General features: G+C 67.7%; 13 protein-coding genes. 9 read left to right on the plus strand and 4 right to left on the minus strand.

The features are described 5' to 3' along the window. Nucleotides 1-8 precede the first annotated feature (8 nt). The 4 genes from ACRYRV_RS11250 (at nucleotide 9) to ACRYRV_RS11265 (ending at nucleotide 3,616) form a co-directional block, all read left to right on the plus strand. Entirely contained in the window at nucleotides 9-662 is a 654-nt protein-coding gene (locus tag ACRYRV_RS11250) for a flavin reductase family protein (RefSeq protein WP_444985109.1), read from the plus strand. Nucleotides 663-794: 132 nt separating this feature from the next. Continuing rightward, nucleotides 795-1,778 (plus strand): TRAP transporter substrate-binding protein, encoded by a 984-nt coding sequence (locus ACRYRV_RS11255; RefSeq protein ID WP_444985107.1) that lies wholly within the window; start codon nucleotides 795-797, stop codon nucleotides 1,776-1,778. A 15-nt stretch (nucleotides 1,779-1,793) separates the two neighbouring features. Continuing rightward, the gene (locus tag ACRYRV_RS11260) at nucleotides 1,794-2,354 is read left to right on the plus strand and encodes a TRAP transporter small permease (RefSeq protein WP_253445194.1); all 561 of its coding nucleotides are present in this window, start codon (nucleotides 1,794-1,796) and stop codon (nucleotides 2,352-2,354) included. Further along, nucleotides 2,351-3,616, plus strand: a complete 1,266-nt coding sequence (locus tag ACRYRV_RS11265; protein ID WP_444985106.1) for a TRAP transporter large permease — start codon at nucleotides 2,351-2,353, stop codon at nucleotides 3,614-3,616. Before ACRYRV_RS11260 ends, ACRYRV_RS11265 begins: the two co-directional genes overlap by 4 nt. Before the next feature lie 118 nt (nucleotides 3,617-3,734). Here ACRYRV_RS11265 and ACRYRV_RS11270 read toward each other — a convergent pair whose 3' ends face one another. Next, a complete protein-coding gene (locus tag ACRYRV_RS11270) occupies nucleotides 3,735-3,863 on the minus strand; it encodes a putative transporter small subunit (protein ID WP_253445187.1) in 129 nt (42 codons plus the stop codon). Between the two features lie 87 nt (nucleotides 3,864-3,950). Then, nucleotides 3,951-5,651: a sodium:solute symporter family protein gene (locus ACRYRV_RS11275; protein ID WP_444985105.1), complete on the minus strand. Its 1,701-nt coding sequence runs from the start codon at nucleotides 5,649-5,651 to the stop codon at nucleotides 3,951-3,953. Between the two features lie 605 nt (nucleotides 5,652-6,256). Between ACRYRV_RS11275 and ACRYRV_RS11280 the strand changes: the two genes are divergently transcribed. The 4 genes from ACRYRV_RS11280 to ACRYRV_RS11295 all read left to right on the plus strand — a co-directional run bounded on the left by ACRYRV_RS11280 (nucleotide 6,257) and on the right by ACRYRV_RS11295 (nucleotide 9,550). After that, on the plus strand, nucleotides 6,257-6,478 hold the full coding sequence (locus tag ACRYRV_RS11280) for a TRAP transporter large permease subunit (RefSeq protein ID WP_444985104.1): 222 nt from the start codon (nucleotides 6,257-6,259) through the stop codon (nucleotides 6,476-6,478). Between the two features lie 110 nt (nucleotides 6,479-6,588). After that, nucleotides 6,589-6,957: a copper resistance CopC family protein gene (locus tag ACRYRV_RS11285; protein WP_444985103.1), complete on the plus strand. Its 369-nt coding sequence runs from the start codon at nucleotides 6,589-6,591 to the stop codon at nucleotides 6,955-6,957. Continuing rightward, on the plus strand, nucleotides 6,954-7,850 hold the full coding sequence (locus ACRYRV_RS11290; protein ID WP_444985102.1) for a CopD family protein: 897 nt from the start codon (nucleotides 6,954-6,956) through the stop codon (nucleotides 7,848-7,850). Before ACRYRV_RS11285 ends, ACRYRV_RS11290 begins: the two co-directional genes overlap by 4 nt. Before the next feature lie 206 nt (nucleotides 7,851-8,056). Then, nucleotides 8,057-9,550: a protein adenylyltransferase SelO gene (locus tag ACRYRV_RS11295; protein ID WP_444985100.1), complete on the plus strand. Its 1,494-nt coding sequence runs from the start codon at nucleotides 8,057-8,059 to the stop codon at nucleotides 9,548-9,550. A 102-nt stretch (nucleotides 9,551-9,652) separates the two neighbouring features. On the opposite strand, the gene katG is transcribed toward ACRYRV_RS11295, so the two are convergent. Beyond that, nucleotides 9,653-11,833 carry a catalase/peroxidase HPI gene (katG, locus tag ACRYRV_RS11300; protein WP_444985099.1) on the minus strand — a complete coding sequence of 727 codons (2,181 nt, stop codon included), beginning with the start codon at nucleotides 11,831-11,833 and terminating at the stop codon, nucleotides 9,653-9,655. A 237-nt stretch (nucleotides 11,834-12,070) separates the two neighbouring features. After that, nucleotides 12,071-13,012 (minus strand): LysR family transcriptional regulator, encoded by a 942-nt coding sequence (locus tag ACRYRV_RS11305; RefSeq protein WP_444985098.1) that lies wholly within the window; start codon nucleotides 13,010-13,012, stop codon nucleotides 12,071-12,073. 236 nt (nucleotides 13,013-13,248) lie between these two features. Here ACRYRV_RS11305 and ACRYRV_RS11310 point away from each other — a divergent pair, with 236 nt between their 5' ends. Then, a complete protein-coding gene (locus ACRYRV_RS11310; protein WP_444985097.1) occupies nucleotides 13,249-14,748 on the plus strand; it encodes a CoA-acylating methylmalonate-semialdehyde dehydrogenase in 1,500 nt (499 codons plus the stop codon). Nucleotides 14,749-15,092 lie beyond the last annotated feature (344 nt).

Below are 15,092 nucleotides of genomic sequence, written 5' to 3' on the forward strand. Positions count from 1 at the left end.
GCCCCGTCATGAGTGATTACCTGCTGGAGGAGCACGGCCTGAGTCCGGGCAAGATCTACCGCCTGCTCTCGGGCAGCATCTGCCCGCGCCCCATCGCCTGGGTCTCGACCCTGGATGGCGCCGGCAACGCCAACCTGGCCCCCTTCTCCTTCTTCAACGTGGTCAGCGTCAACCCGCCGGTGCTGGGCTTCTCGCCGCTGCTCGATGGCGACGGCAACCCCAAGGACACCCTGCGCAACCTGGGCGAGGTGGCCGAGTGCGTGGTGCATATCGGCGGCGAGGGGCTGGTGCAGGAGATGAACGCCACCAGCGCGGGGCTTGCCCACGGCGAGGACGAGTTCCTCCACGTCGGGCTGGAGAAGGTGGCCATGGCCGGCGTCTCGGTGCCCCGGGTGGCCGGCGCGCCGGTGGCCTTCGGCTGCCGGCTGCGCGAGATCATCCGCTTCGGCGACGGGCCGCTCGCCGGTAACCTGGTGCTGGCCGAGGTGGTCTCGATCCACGTCGACGACGCCCTCTGGGACGGCCGTCACGTCAGCGCCGAGGGGCTCAGGCCCATCGGGCGCATGGCCGGCAACGACTACGCCCGCTGCACCGACCTCTTCGAGGTGGAGCGCCCCGCCTCGGGCAGCTCCCTGAGCCGCCTGGCGCGGGGAGCCTCCTGACCGGGCCGACGTCGTCGCCCCTGCCATCAACGCCTCGTCTGCGGTAATCTCGTCAGCCTGACGATAACAGGGCCCGCCGCCGTGCACTGCATCGAGACGGCCGGGCCACGCTGGACCGACACGAGGCTCTCCATGACCCGACTCAAGACGCTGACGCTTGCCGTGGCCGCCGCCGCTCTGGCCGCCACCTCCCTGACCGCCCAGGCCCGGGAGTTCCGCCTGGGGCTGATCACGCCGCCCCAGCACCTCTGGTCCACCGAGGCCGAGGCCTTCGCCCAGAGCCTGCACGAGCGCTCCGGCGGCGAGCACAGCGTCAGCGTCTACCCGGCCCAGCAGCTCGGCAACGAGGCGCAGATGGTCCAGCAGCTGCAGACCGGCGCCCTGGACATGGCGTTCCTGACCATCGCCGAGATCTCCAACCGCATCCCGGACTTCGGCGCCCTCTATGCCCCCTACCTGGTGGACGGTGTGGATCACGCCGCGGCGCTGCTGCGCTCCGATACCGCCGCCGAGCTGCTCGAGCTGATGCCCGCCGAGGTGGGCCTCGTCGGGCTCGGCTACGGCATGGTGGGCATGCGCCAGGTCCTCAGCCGCAGCCCCATCGAGAGCCAGGCGGACATGCGCGGCCAGCGCCTGCGCATCACCCCCTTCGAGCCGATTCGCGACTTCTACACCGCCACCGGGGCGGCGCCGGCGCCGATGCCGCTGCTCGAGGTCTATGACGCCCTGGCCAACGGCCAGGTGGACGCCATCGACATGGACTTCGATTCGATCCTGATCCTCAAATTCTACGAGCAGGCCAATAACCTGCTGATCTCCAACCATATGATGTTCCCCATGGTGGGGGTGGTGTCGGGGCGGGTATGGCGCGAGCTCTCCGCCGAGGATCGCGAGCTGATCGAGACCACCATGGCCGAACACCTGGAGAACGTGCTGGCCGGCTTCCAGGCGATGGACGCCGCTCAGGAGGAGGAGATCCGCCAGCTGGATCTCAATATCGTCGAGGCCGACGCCGAGTTCTTCAGCGAGGCCATCGCCGAGTGGGAGGCCACCTGGGCCGAGAAGGCGCCCATGCTCGAGGCGCTGCGCGAGGAAGCCGAGCGCCTGCGTCAGTAAGGAGGCGCTGCGCCGATGCTCTCCCGCCTCTCCGATCGCCTGGCACGCCTGGAGGAGGCCGCCGCCGCGGCGCTCGCGGCGGCGGTCACCCTGCTGATCCTGGTCAACGTGGCCTTTCGCGCCGCGGGCAGCCCCCTCTACTGGGTCAGCGAGCTGGCCATCTACGCCATGATCTGGATGACCTTCCTGATCGCAAGCGCGGTGCTCAAGCGCCGCCAGAGCATCTCGGTCACCCTGGTCAGCGACCTGCTGTCGGGCTTCGGCCATCGGCTGCTGATGGCCGCGGTGGACCTCGCCGTGCTGGTGTTCGCGGCGCTGCTGCTGTGGCTCTGCTGGCGCTGGTACCAGCCCCTGGCGCTGGCCCAGGCGGGCTTCGACTTCCGCGCCTTCCAGGGGGAGACCTTCAACTTCATCTATTCGGAGCGCACCTCGACGCTTGGCATCCGCAAGTTCTGGGTGTGGCTGATCCTGCCCTGGTTCGCGCTCTCGCTGACCTTCCACGGCCTGGTCAACCTGGGCGGCGCCCTGCGCGGGCTGCGTGACCCCGGCCAGGCGCCGCCAGAGGCCACGCCATGACGATTGCGGTCTTCGTGCTGCTGCTGCTGGGCGCCGTGCCCATTGCCCTGGTGCTGGGCCTCACCGCCATGGTCTATATCCAGACCTCGGGCAACAGCGTGCTCTTCGACTCCTACCCCCAGCAGCTCTTCGGGGCCATCGAGAGCTATGGCCTGCTGGCGATCCCGCTCTTCATGCTGGCCGGCGAGCTGATGAACGAGGGCGGGGTGACCCGCCGGCTGATCGACCTGGCGCGGCTGCTGGTGGGGGGCTTCCGGGGCGGGCTCGCCTATATCAACCTGGTGGCCAACATGATGATGGCGGCCATCGTCGGCTCGGCGGCCTCCCAGATCGCCATCATGTCCCGGGCCATGGTGCCGGCCATGGAGCGGGAGGGCTACGACAAGCCCTACAGCGCGGCGATCACCGCCGCCGGGGGCCTGCTCTCGCCGATCATCCCGCCGTCGATGCTCTTCGTGCTCTTCGGCGTCATGGCCCAGGTGCCCATCGCCGAGATGTTCATCGCCGGCATCCTGCCGGGGCTGCTGCTGGGCTTTACCTTCTTCCTGGCCATCGCCGTGGTGGGGCTGGTCAAGCAGTACCCCAAGGGGGAGTGGCCCACCCGGACCGAGGCGAAGACGGCGCTGACGATGGGGCTGCCGGCGCTGGCCATTCCGCTGATCATCATCGGCGGCATCCTGCTGGGGCTGGCCACGCCCACGGAGTCCGCGGCCCTGGCGTCGCTCGCCGCCCTGCTGCTGGGGCGCTTCCTCTACGGCGACCTGCGCTTCGCCATGCTGCCGACGGTGCTCAAGCGCACCGCGGTGAACGCCGGGCTCGTGATCATGCTGATCGCCGCCGCCGGCGTCTTCGGCTGGGTGATCGTCTACGAGCGGCTGCCGCAGATGGCCGCGGCCTGGATCGCCGCCATGACCACCGACCCCTTCCTCTTCCTGCTGCTGATGATCGCGGTGCTGCTGGTGGTGGGGATGATCATCGACGGCATCGCCGCCTTGATACTCGTGGTGCCGATCCTGCTGCCCATCGCCACCCAGCAGTTCGGCATCAGTCCCTATCAGTTCGGCGTGGTGGTCTGCCTGACCCTGGTGCTGGGGCTGCTCACCCCGCCGGTGGGGGCGGGGCTCTATATCGCCTCCTCCATGACCGGCGCCTCGCCCATGCGCATCTTCCGCTCGCTGCTCCCCTTCCTGCTGGCGAGCCTCGCCACCCTGGTGCTGCTGGCCTGGCAGCCCTGGCTCACCACCGCCCTGATCGGCCGCTAAGCTCCCCTCGGGGTCAGGCCCTTAAGGGAATTTAAGGGTCTGACCCCGAAGGAGGCCTCGGAGGCTGCAACGACAACGGGCCCCATGAGGGGCCCGTTGCGTTCGGCTGGCTGGCGGTCTACACCAGCTCGCGCTGTTCTTCTTTCGCCTTGCGGCGGTCGCGCAGCACGGCGCGGATGATCAGCGCCAGCACGCCCAGGGTGAGGGCGGGCCAGATCAGGACGTAGAAACCATAGAGGGCGGTCATGTTCGTTCTCCCTTGTCATGCCTTGTGGAGCATGGTGCGCTGTCGCAGTACGGCAGCGCCTGTGTGAGTGAGGGGCAACGCTCGCAATCAGCGCTGGCCCGCCAGGCGGGTGGCGGCGGGGAGGGCGTCGTCGTCGGCAGCGCCGGGGGCCTCCTCGTGGCTGTCATAGTCGCCGACCCGCTCGCGGATGGTGTCGAAGTCGAAGTCCGGCTGGCGGCTCAGCAGGCTCATCACCACGCAGACCACGGTGCTGGCGCCGTAGGCGGTCAGCGAGGCCAGCAGCACGGTGTAATCGTGCAGGAAGCCGGTGGCGAAGACCAGCATGGCGACCAGGGCCAGCAGGCCGGCGATGAAGCCCGCGGTGCGACCCAGGAAGCCGAACACCATCAGGCCGATGATGACGCCGCCGCCCACGCTGGCCAGCAGCTCGAAGAAGAGGCCGCTGCCGCCGTCCAGGGAGACCAGCTCGAAGCGCGCCACGCAGAAGAGCACCATGGCCACCAGCACCGAGGTGGTGAAGGCCTGGTTGGTGACCCGGTTCCAGAAGCAGCTGGCGATCACCGGGAAGACGATGGCGCCCCACAGCGCGCCCACGAAGACCAGCATCACCAGGATATCGAGGGCGAAGCTGGCGAAGACCACGCCCACCATGGTGGCGATGATCATGGTCAGGCGGCCCACCAGCAGCATGCGCTTGGGGTCGGCCTTGCCGCGGGCGATGTTCTTGCCGTAGACGTCGGCCATCATGATCGCCGACAGCGCCGAGAGGTCGGAGTCGGCGGTGGAGGAGAGCGAGCCGATCACCAGGATGAAGAAGAGCGCGATGAACAGCGGCGGCAGGTAGCCGGAGACCATCTGCGGGATCAGGTTGTTCATGTCGCCGTTGAGCGGCTCCATGCCGGTGGTCAGGGCCATCAGGCCGATCATGCCCAGGCCGATGACGATGGCGCCGTAGCCCACGGTGGCGGTGAGGAAGGTGGGCTTGATGTGGTCCTCGTTCACCGCGAAGAGGCGCTGGGAGATGGTCTGGTTGCCGATGGCGTAGGCCAGCACGGCGACGAAGAAGGGCGCGCCCTGGTTGAGGATGGCGTCCATGGAGAAGAAGCTGGCCTGCTCCGGCGTCAGGGTGTCGAGGCCGGCCACCAGCTCGGACGGGCCGCCCATGGCGAAGAACACCGCGGGAATGATCACGATGGCAATGGCCATGAGCGCCACCAGCTGGGCGAAGTCGGTGAGCACCGAGGCGCGAAAGCCCGACCAGAGGGTATAGAGCAGCACGCCGACGCCGGCGATGATCACCCCGGCCTGGAAGGAGAGCGGCGAGAGCACCGAGACCAGCGCACCCGCGGCGGTGAAGTTGACCATCAGGCTGATCACGCTGCCCAGCACGTTGGAGAGCGCCAGGATCAGCTGGCTGGAGGAGCCGTGGCGGGCGTGGATCAGCTCGCCCAGGGTGTGGGCGTTGGGGGCGAGCTTGCGGAAGCGCCGGCCGAAGGGGTAGATGAAGAGGATCATCAGCGCGCCCCAGAGGCCGTAGTGGATGGGGCCCGAGACGCCGTAGGTGTAGCCGGAGGTGGCCGCGGCGTAGAAGGAGGCCGCCCAGATCCAGGTGGCGGTCATGCTGGCCGCGCCGATGCCGAAGCCGACGCGGTGGTTGGAGACCATGAAGGCGTCGGCGTCCTCGTTCTTCTTGCGGATGCCGAGCGTCATCAGGTAGGTGCCGCCGTAGAAGGCGAGCAGCAGCAGAAGGACCGTCAGGGTCGAGAATTGATAGAGCTCGTTGTTCAAGAGCATTCCCTCGGTAGGTGGAACGGAGGCGTCCCGGGCACGCCGGGCGAGCCGGAGTGCCGAACGCAGTGACGATGCTGGGGGAGCCAGGGGCCGTGACGGCGCGAGCGGTCTGTCCGCGAGCGGGCAGGCAGGCAGCAGAGTGCCGCCGGCGCATGGGCGCAGCGTCAGGGGATGGCAACCGAACACGGCAGAACCTGCCGTGGAGGCATTACCCCGCTAAGGGGAGATCGGGCGGCGGGCGGCGCGGCATGCACCGGCCCTCATCGGCGTAGTGGCGCGACATGGATTCCTTCTCTCTCGATGGCGTCGACGACGGTCAGTCGAAGGGTACGGCGATCCAGTCTGCGGTGAGGCAAGACCAGGGTGGCCGGGCGCTGGGGCCGCGGCATGTCAGGGATCGGTTTTTTGTCGATATTGTCCTGATCCGGGGGACATTACCCTACTCACCCGAAAAGCGAATGTCCAATCTCCTCCGAAAGCGTGGGGAATTGCGTGCACTTTCGGCGAACCGGCAAGGCGGCGCCGACGGTGGCTGTCGGTACCCTTAAGCGGGCCGCTGCCTGGATCGCGGCAATGACCACTGACCCCTCCTCTTCCTGCTGTTGCTGATCGCGGTGCTGCTGCTGGTGGGGATGATCATCGACGGCATCGCCGCGATGATACTCGTGATGCCGACCCTGCTGCCCATCGCCACCGAGCAGTTCGGCATCAGCCCCTATCAGTTCGGCGTGGTGGTCTGCCTGACCCTGGTGCTGGGCCTGCTCACCCCGCCGGTAGGATCGGGGCTGACCAGGGCGCCTGCCACTTTGTTTTGGCGTCGGTAATGTCCCGACGTTGCCGAAGGCACGCGCCTTGACGGCGAGTGGCCCACGGGCCATCGTTTGGTGGGATTCGGATGCCTCCGGCCCAAAACGCGATGAACAAGGAGAGACTCATGACGTTGAAATTTCAGCATGCGCTGCTGGCAGGCGCCTTAGCTGTGCTGTGCCTGATGATCAGCCAACCGCTCTGGGCCCATGCTCATCTGATCGGTCAGGTGCCGGCGGCGGATGAGGTCGTCGAGCAGTCGCCGGAGCTGTTCGAGCTGCGCTTCGATTCGCCGATCCGTATTACTCAGTTTGAGGTCAAGGGCCCGGAGGGCGACGTCGCCTTGAGCGAGAGCCCCGGCGCTGAGATGGGAGAGAACCATACGGCGGCGCCGGCCGACGACCTAGACCCGGGTGAGTATCAGGTGACCTGGCGCGGTATCGCCGAGGACGGCCATAGCATGTCGGGTGACTATCGCTTCACGGTTCAGGAGTGATCGTCGAGGTTCTGCTCGGACTGGATAGCTGGACGGCGGGTCGGGTCGTGGTGACGGCGGGGTTCTATGGCGCCGCCTTGCTTGCGGTGGGGGGGCAGCTCTTCCGTCTCGCCTTTCCCGACCTGCCGCCCGCCGAGGCGCTCAGGCTGCGGCTCACCAGCCTGCTGGCCGCCTGGCTGGGTATCTTGCTGGTGTTGCTGCTGTGGCCGCTGCAGGCCGCCTACCTGGGCGGCGGCAGCCTGGCGGCGGCCACAGACCCACTGCTGCTTGGCATCGTGATGGAGGGCGCCCAAGGCCACCGACTCTGGCTGGCGGTGGCGGGTCTGCTACTGCTGCAGGCTAACCTGGCTGGGGTGCGGTGGCGCCACCTGCGCCACGGGGCGAGCCTGCTCGGCGTGATCCTGGTGTTGCTGGCCTTCACCCGGGTAGGGCATACCCGGGGAGATGGCGTTCTCGGCACGCTTCTGGTACTTCATCTACTCGTTGTCTCATCCTGGCTGGCTGCCCTGATGCCGCTGTATCGGCTGGCGGGGGGCTCTGGGCGCGATGGCGAGGCCGTCCGTCTGCTGCGCCGCTTCGGACGTTTCGGCATGTGGCTGATTCCACTGCTGTTGGTCGCCGGAGGCAGTCTGATGGCAAGATTGACAGGAGGATGGCTTGCCGCGCTGCCGAGCTCCGCCTATGGCCAGATGCTGCTGCTGAAGCTGGGGCTGGTAGCGCTGCTGCTCTCGTTGGGTGCCCTCAACCGCTGGCGGTGGGTGCCGGATCTCGCCCGTGGCATGCCGGGAGCGGGACGTCGGCTGCGCCTCAGTATTGCCACCGAGGGCGTCCTGATGGGGGCGGTTCTGCTCGCCGTATCGCTGTTGCTTACCACCTCGGCGCCCGCAGGGTAGGCCGCCCGGTGGCGGCCTGCCGCGCTCGGTCGAGAGGCCAGTGCTCATCTTGATCCTGGTAAGGCATGGGTCTTGATCGTCTGATGCCCCGTTCGCCCAAACCACCACTGCTGGCGACGCGAGGTGCGGTTCGCGGGTGGGTCGATAACCGCAATTCCGAGCGTTATACTCGGGTATTCACGCCCCTGCCGCCTATCGGAGCCGCCATGTTTCCCGAGTTCACCCTGCGCTATGCCCGCCTGCCCGAGCATTTCTACATCCGCTTCGACCCGGTGCCGGTGCCCGCGCCGCGGCTGGTGGCCTTCAACCGTTCCCTGGCCGAGGCGCTGGGCTTCGACCTTAAGGCCTTCGACGAGGCGCGCGCCGCCGAGTGGTTCTCCGGCAACGTCCTGCCGCCAGGCGCCGAGCCCGTGGCCCAGGCCTACGCCGGCCACCAGTTCGGCCATTTCAATCCGCGCCTGGGCGACGGCCGGGCGGTGCTGCTCGGCGAGGTGGCCGACCGCGACGGACGCCTGCGCGATATCCAGCTCAAGGGCGCCGGCATGACTCCCTTCTCCCGGGGCGCCGACGGCCGCTCGCCGCTGGGCCCGGTGCTGCGCGAGTACCTGGTGAGCGAGGCGATGCATCGCCTGGGCGTGCCCACCACCCGGGCGCTGGCCGCGGTGACCACCGGCGAGCGGGTCTTCCGCCGGGTGCCGGAGCCCGGCGCGGTGCTGACCCGGGTGGCCTCGAGCCACCTGCGCGTCGGTACCTTCCAGTACTTCGCCGCCCGGGATGATGGGGAGGCGGTGAGGATCCTCGCCGACCTGGCTATCGAGCGGCACTATCCACACCTTCTGAGCCTGGAGGAGGGTGAGCGCTATCTGGCGCTGCTGGAGGCGGTGGCCGGGCGTCAGGCGGCCCTGGTGGCGAAGTGGATGGGGCTCGGCTTCATCCACGGGGTGATGAACACCGACAACTGCGCCATCTCCGGCGAGACCATCGACTACGGCCCCTGCGCCTTCATGGAGGCCTACTCGCCGACCACGGTGTTCAGCTCCATCGATGAACAGGGGCGCTACGCCTATCGCAACCAGCCCTGGCTCGCCCAGTGGAACCTGGCGCGGCTGGCGGAGACGCTGCTGCCGCTGATCGACGCGGATCAGGAGCGCGCCATCGAGCGGGCCACGGCGGTGCTCGAGGCCTTCGAGCCGCGCTATGAGGCCGAGTGGCTGGCGGTCTTTCGCGCCAAGCTGGGCCTGGTGCAGGAGGAGGAGGGCGACCGTGAACTGGCCGAGGCGCTGCTCGAGGCGATGGAAGCGGGCGGCGCCGACTTCACCCTGGCCTTCCGCCGCCTGAGTGAAGCGGTTGAAGAGGCTGAGGCGGTGGAGGAGGAGGAGGCCCCCGCGCTGCTCGAGCTCTTCGAGTACGATTCGGCCCTGCGCGACTGGCTGCCGCGCTGGCGCGAGCGCCTGGCCCGGGAGGGCGTCGGCAGTGAAGCGATCGCCGCGCGCATGAACGCCGTCAATCCGCTCTATATTCCCCGCAACCACCAGGTGGAGCGGATGATCGCCGCCGCCGCCGAGCAGGATGACTTCGGCCCCTTCGAGGCCCTGCGCGAGGTGCTGGCCGACCCCTTCACCGAGCAGCCCGGCCGGGAGGCGTACGCCGAGCCGGCGCCGGCCACCGAGAAGGTCTTCAGGACATTCTGCGGCACCTGATCGCTGCTGCCTTCAGGCACAAGAAAGGCGCCCGGGTTTCCCCGGGCGCCTCTGTATCGGTGAGCCGATATGAGCCGGGCGGGCGCCCGGCTCAGGCCCTGATCACTTCTGGAACTGCTCCAGATCGAAGCGGTCGGCGTTCATCACCTTGGTCCAGGCCTTGATGAAGTCCTTCACGAACTTCTCCTGGTTGTCATCCTGGGCGTAGACCTCGGCGTAGCTGCGCAGGATGGAGTTGGAGCCGAACACCAGGTCGATGCGGCTGGCGGTCCACTTCACCTGATCGCTCTTGCGATCGCGGATCTCGTAGGTACCGTTGCCCGCGGACTTCCAGGTGTAGGCCATGTCGGTCAGGTTGACGAAGAAATCGTTGGTCAGCTGGCCTTCACGGTCGGTGAAGACGCCATGCCTGGTGCCACCGTGGTTGGTGCCCAGCATGCGCATGCCGCCGACCAGCACGGTCATCTCCGGCGCGGTCAGGCCCATCAGCTGGGCGCGGTCGAGCATCAGCTCCTCCGGCTTGACCACATAGTCCTTCTTCTGCCAGTTGCGGAAGCCGTCGGCCACCGGCTCCAGCGGCTCGAAGGACTCGGCGTCGGTCATCTCGGCGGTGGCGTCGCCACGCCCCGGGATGAAGGGCACCAGCACATCGTGGCCGGCGGCCCTGGCGGCCTGCTCGATGCCCACGCTGCCGCCCAGCACGATCAGGTCGGCCACGCTGGCGCCGGTCTCGGCGGAGAGCTGCTCGTAGACCTTGAGCACCTTGGCCAGGCGCTGAGGCTCGTTGCCCTCCCAGTCCTTCTGGGGGGCCAGGCGGATGCGGGCACCGTTGGCGCCGCCGCGCATGTCGGAGCCGCGGAAGGTGCGGGCGCTGTCCCAGGCGGTGGCGACCAGCTCACCGATGGAGAGGCCGCTCTCGGCGATCTTCTGCTTTGCGGCCTCGACGCAGTAGTCGGTGCTGCCGGCGGGGACCGGGTCCTGCCAGATCAGGTCTTCCTGGGGCGCCTCGGGGCCGATGTAGCGCTCCTTCGGGCCCAGGTCGCGGTGGGTCAGCTTGAACCAGGCGCGGGCGAAGCAGTCCTTGAAGTACTCGGGATCCGCCATGAACTTCTCGCAGATGGCGCGGTACTTCGGATCCATCTTCATCGCCATGTCGGCGTCGGTCATGATCGGGTTGTGACGCTTGGAGGGGTCGGTGGCGTCGAGGGGCTTGTCTTCCTCCTTCATGTCCACCGGTTCCCACTGCCAGGCGCCGGCGGGGCTCTTCTTCAGCTCCCACTCGTAGCCGAACAGCAGGTCGAAGTAGCCCATGTCGAACTTGGTCGGATGGGTGGTCCAGGCGCCCTCGATGCCAGAGGTGACGGCGTTGGCGGCCTTGCCCTGCATATTGGGGTTGTGCCAGCCGAAGCCCTGCTCGGTCACGTCGGCCGCCTCGGGCTCCGGGCCCAGAGCATCGGCATCACCGTTGCCGTGACACTTGCCCACGGTGTGGCCACCGGCGGTCAGCGCCGCGGTCTCCTCGTCGTCCATCGCCATGCGGGCGAAGGTCTCGCGGACCTGTTCACCGGTCTTGATGGGGTCGGGCTGGCCGTTGACGCCCTCCGGGTTCACATAGATGAGACCCATCTGGACGGCGGCCAGGGGGTTCTCCATGGTATCCGGCTTCTCGACGTTGCCGTAGCGCTCGTCGGAGGGTGCCAGCCACTCCTTTTCCGCCCCCCAGTAGATGTCCTTCTCGGGGTGCCAGATGTCCTCGCGGCCGAAGGAGAAGCCGAAGGAGGGCAGGCCCATGTTCTCGTAGGCCACGGTGCCGGCCAGGATGATCAGGTCGGCCCAGCTGACCTTGTTGCCGTACTTCTTCTTGATCGGCCACAGCAGGCGGCGCGCCTTGTCCAGGCTGACGTTATCCGGCCAGGAGTTGATGGGAGCGAAGCGCTGGTTGCCGGTGCCGCCGCCGCCGCGGCCGTCGGCGATGCGGTAGGTGCCCGCCGCGTGCCAGGACATGCGGATGAAGAGGCCGCCGTAGTGACCCCAGTCCGCCGGCCACCACTCCTGGCTGTCGGTCATCAGGGCGTGCATGTCCTTCTTCAGCGCCTCGAAGTCGAGCTTCTTGACCTCTTCACGATAGTTGAAGTCCTCGCCCATCGGGTCGGTCTTGCGATCGTGCTGGTGCAGTATGTCCAGGTTCAGCGCTTCCGGCCACCAATCCATGTTCGAATGGCCTGCAGCAGTGTTGCCGCCGTGCATGACCGGGCACTTGCCAGTGTTCTGCTGATCACCCATATCGCTCTCCATCTTGGCTGCGTTGAGCTTCGTTTCGGGAATAGCCATCCTTATATAGACGATGACTTCCCGGGGGGACAATGAGCCATATCAACTCCCGGCCGCATGCGGCTGGGAAGCGGCTCCCTGTCCGGCTGCCATTCAAGGTAAGCCCGGGGGGTTCATTAGTACAAGGTGAGATTCCCCACCGTGGCGATAGGCAGGTTTTATCAAGCCGGCAGCGTCGAGGCGCCCCGTTCAGGGCTCGGGAAAGAGCAGCTCGCCGGCCTCGCCCATCAGGAAGGGGCGATTGGCCTCCAGCGCCTCGCGCAGAAAGTCCCACAGCAGGCGCACCCGGGCCAGCTGGCGCTGCTCCTGGCGGGCGGTGATCCAGAACTGGCGCACGATCTCCACCTCATCATCCAGCACGCTGGTCAGGGTGGTGTCCGTCTCGGCCATGAAGCAGGGCAGTACGGCGAGTCCGGTGCCGTGGCGGGCGGCCACGTGCTGGGTGGTGACGCTGGTGCTGCGCAGGGGGAAGTGGGGCGGCGGGTCCACCACCGCCGGGTCGAGCAGCGGCGCCAGGTAGCCGAGCTGCTCGCTGAAGATGAGGTCATCCACATAGCCGATCAGCCGGTGCCGGCTAAGCTCCGCGAGCCGCTGCGGCGTGCCGTGACGCTCGAGGTACCCCTCGCTGCCGTAGAGGCGCAGCCGGTAGTCGCAGAGCCGCGAGATCACAAGCCCCGGGCTGACCGGGCGCTCCACGGTGATGGCGAGATCCGCCTCGTGGCGGCTCAGGTTGACCACCCGGGGCAGGGCGAGCAGGTCCAGGGTGACTCCCGGGTGGCGCTCGCAGAAGGCCGAGAGCAGGGGGGCGATCACCCAGGTGCCCAGGCCCTCGGTGACCCCCAGGCGGATCTGGCCGCTGATCTGGTGGTTCTTGTCGGTGAGGCTCTCGCCGGCCTCGAAGGCGTGGCGGGCCATCTCCTCGGCATGGGCGAGCAGCTGCTGCCCCGCCTCGGTGAGGTGGTAGCCGTGGGTACTGCGCTCGAAGAGCTGGGCGTTGAGCTTCTGCTCGAAGCGCCGGGTGCGCCGGGAGAGGGTGGAGTGGTCCAGCCCCAGGCGGCGGGCGGCGTCGGTGAGCCGCTGGCTGCGGGCCACCTCGAGGAAGATCTGGATGTCCTGCCAGTCGAGCTGCATGGGGATTCCTGGATAGGTATGGTTGTGCATCAGCGCACAAGCAATGTGCCCGAGTGCCTATTGTGGCGCCATCCGACCTCTGGATAGACTCGTCCTCATCAGCTTTCGTGTTTTTATACACACAAAGTCTAATGCCAGGGCGGTCCACGTCGGCGCAGCATGTCGACTCGGCAGACGGTAACAACAACAAGGCGGCCCCCCGGGCGGCGACACTACAGGTAAAGGAGAAGCGCTCCATGTCAGTCCGCGAAATTCCCATGTTCATCGATGGCCAGCCGGTCCAGTCCCAGAGCCAGGAGTGGCGCGACGTGGTCAACCCCGCCACCCAGGAGGTGGTCGCCCGGGTGCCCTTCTGCACCGCGGAGGAGGTGGACCGCGCCGTGGCCAGCGCCAAGGAGGCGTTCAAGGAGTGGCGCAAGGTGCCGCTGGGCAAGCGCATGCGCATCATGCTCAAGCTCCAGGCGCTGATCCGTGAGCACACCGACGAGCTCGCCGCGCTGATCACCGAGGAGCACGGCAAGACCCTGCCCGACGCCGTAGGCGAGGTGGGCCGCGGCCTGGAGGTGGTGGAGCACGCCTGCTCGATCACCAGCCTGCAGCTGGGCGAGCTGGCCGAGAACGCCGCCAACGAGGTGGACGTCTATACCATGCACCAGCCGCTGGGGGTGGGCGCCGGCATCACCGCCTTCAACTTCCCGATCATGCTGCCCTGCTTCATGTTCCCGCTGGCCATCGCCACCGGCAACACCTTCGTGCTCAAGCCCTCCGAGCAGGACCCCACCTCCACCATGCGCCTGGTCGAGCTGGCTCACGAGGCGGGCATTCCCGCCGGCGTGCTCAACGTGGTCCACGGCGGCCCCGACGTCGCCAACCAGATCGCCGACCATACCGACATCAAGGCGCTCTCCTTCATCGGTTCCACCCACGTGGGCTCGCTGCTCTACAACCGCGCCGCCGCCGCCGGCAAGCGCATGCAGTCGATGATGGGCGCCAAGAACCACTGCGTGATCATGCCCGATGCCAACCGCAGCCAGGCCATCAACAACCTGCTCGGCTCCGCCTATGGCGCCGCCGGCCAGCGCTGCATGGCCAACTCCGTGGTGGTGCTGGTGGGCGAGGCCCGCGAGTGGCTGGAGGACATCGTCGAGGGCACCAGGACCATGAAGGTGGGCCCCGGCACCCAGACCGACGCCGACCTCGGCCCCCTGGTCTCTCCCCAGGCCAAGGAACGCGTCGAGCGGCTGATCACCGCCGGCGAGAAGGAGGGCGCCAAGCTGCTGGTGGACGGCCGCGGCTATCAGGTCGAGGGCTACCCCGAGGGCAACTTCGTCGGCCCGACCCTGTTCGCCGACGTGACCCCGGAGATGACCATCTACCGCGAGGAGATCTTCGGTCCGGTGCTCTGCGTGGTCAGCGTCGAGACCCTGGACGAGGCGATCGCGTTCATCAACGCCAACCCCAACGGCAACGGCACCTCCATCTTCACCAACTCCGGCTGGGTGGCGCGTCGCTTCGAGACCGACATCGACGTCGGCCAGATCGGCATCAACGTGCCGATCCCGGTGCCGGTCGCCTACTTCAGCTTCACCGGCTCCCGCGCCTCCAAGCTGGGCGACCTGGGCCCCAACGGCAAGCAGGCCATCGCCTTCTGGACCCAGACCAAGACCGTCACCGCCCGCTGGTTCGAGCCGGAGAACGTCTCCAGCGGCATCAACAGCACCATCTCGCTGAGCTGATTGTCCCTGAGCTGATCCCCGGGTCGGCTCGCCAACGCCACGGCCCCGCCTCGAAAGAGGCGGGGCCGCGTGCGTTTCGGTCCACGGCTCCCCTGGCTGTCTTTCTGCAGGAGCCCGGGTCCCTTGTGGGAGGCCGGCTCTGCCGGGCGAATGGAGGCCACAGGCCTCCCGTCTCGGTTCATGGCTCCCTTGGCTGTCTTTCTGTAGGAGCCCGGGTCCCCCGGGCGATTGGAGGCCGAAGGACTCCCGGCGGAGACCACCGCTGGACAGGCTGGGCGCCGTACCGTTCGGACCCGGTTTCGACACACGCCGTATGGACAGCCTGTTGACGTTGACGTTAACTG

The sequence above is a fragment of the Halomonas mongoliensis genome, assembly GCF_052496345.1.

Coding starts and splice junctions, on each gene's coding strand:
- ACRYRV_RS11250 (WP_444985109.1), top strand. CDS start 9: ATGAGTGATTACCTGCTGGAGGAGCACGGCCTGAGTCCGGGCAAGATC.
- ACRYRV_RS11255 (WP_444985107.1), top strand. CDS start 795: ATGACCCGACTCAAGACGCTGACGCTTGCCGTGGCCGCCGCCGCTCTG.
- ACRYRV_RS11260 (WP_253445194.1), top strand. CDS start 1,794: ATGCTCTCCCGCCTCTCCGATCGCCTGGCACGCCTGGAGGAGGCCGCC.
- ACRYRV_RS11265 (WP_444985106.1), top strand. CDS start 2,351: ATGACGATTGCGGTCTTCGTGCTGCTGCTGCTGGGCGCCGTGCCCATT.
- ACRYRV_RS11270 (WP_253445187.1), bottom strand. CDS start 3,863: ATGACCGCCCTCTATGGTTTCTACGTCCTGATCTGGCCCGCCCTCACC.
- ACRYRV_RS11285 (WP_444985103.1), top strand. CDS start 6,589: ATGACGTTGAAATTTCAGCATGCGCTGCTGGCAGGCGCCTTAGCTGTG.
- ACRYRV_RS11295 (WP_444985100.1), top strand. CDS start 8,057: ATGTTTCCCGAGTTCACCCTGCGCTATGCCCGCCTGCCCGAGCATTTC.
- katG (WP_444985099.1), bottom strand. CDS start 11,833: ATGGGTGATCAGCAGAACACTGGCAAGTGCCCGGTCATGCACGGCGGC.
- ACRYRV_RS11305 (WP_444985098.1), bottom strand. CDS start 13,012: ATGCAGCTCGACTGGCAGGACATCCAGATCTTCCTCGAGGTGGCCCGC.
- ACRYRV_RS11310 (WP_444985097.1), top strand. CDS start 13,249: ATGTCAGTCCGCGAAATTCCCATGTTCATCGATGGCCAGCCGGTCCAG.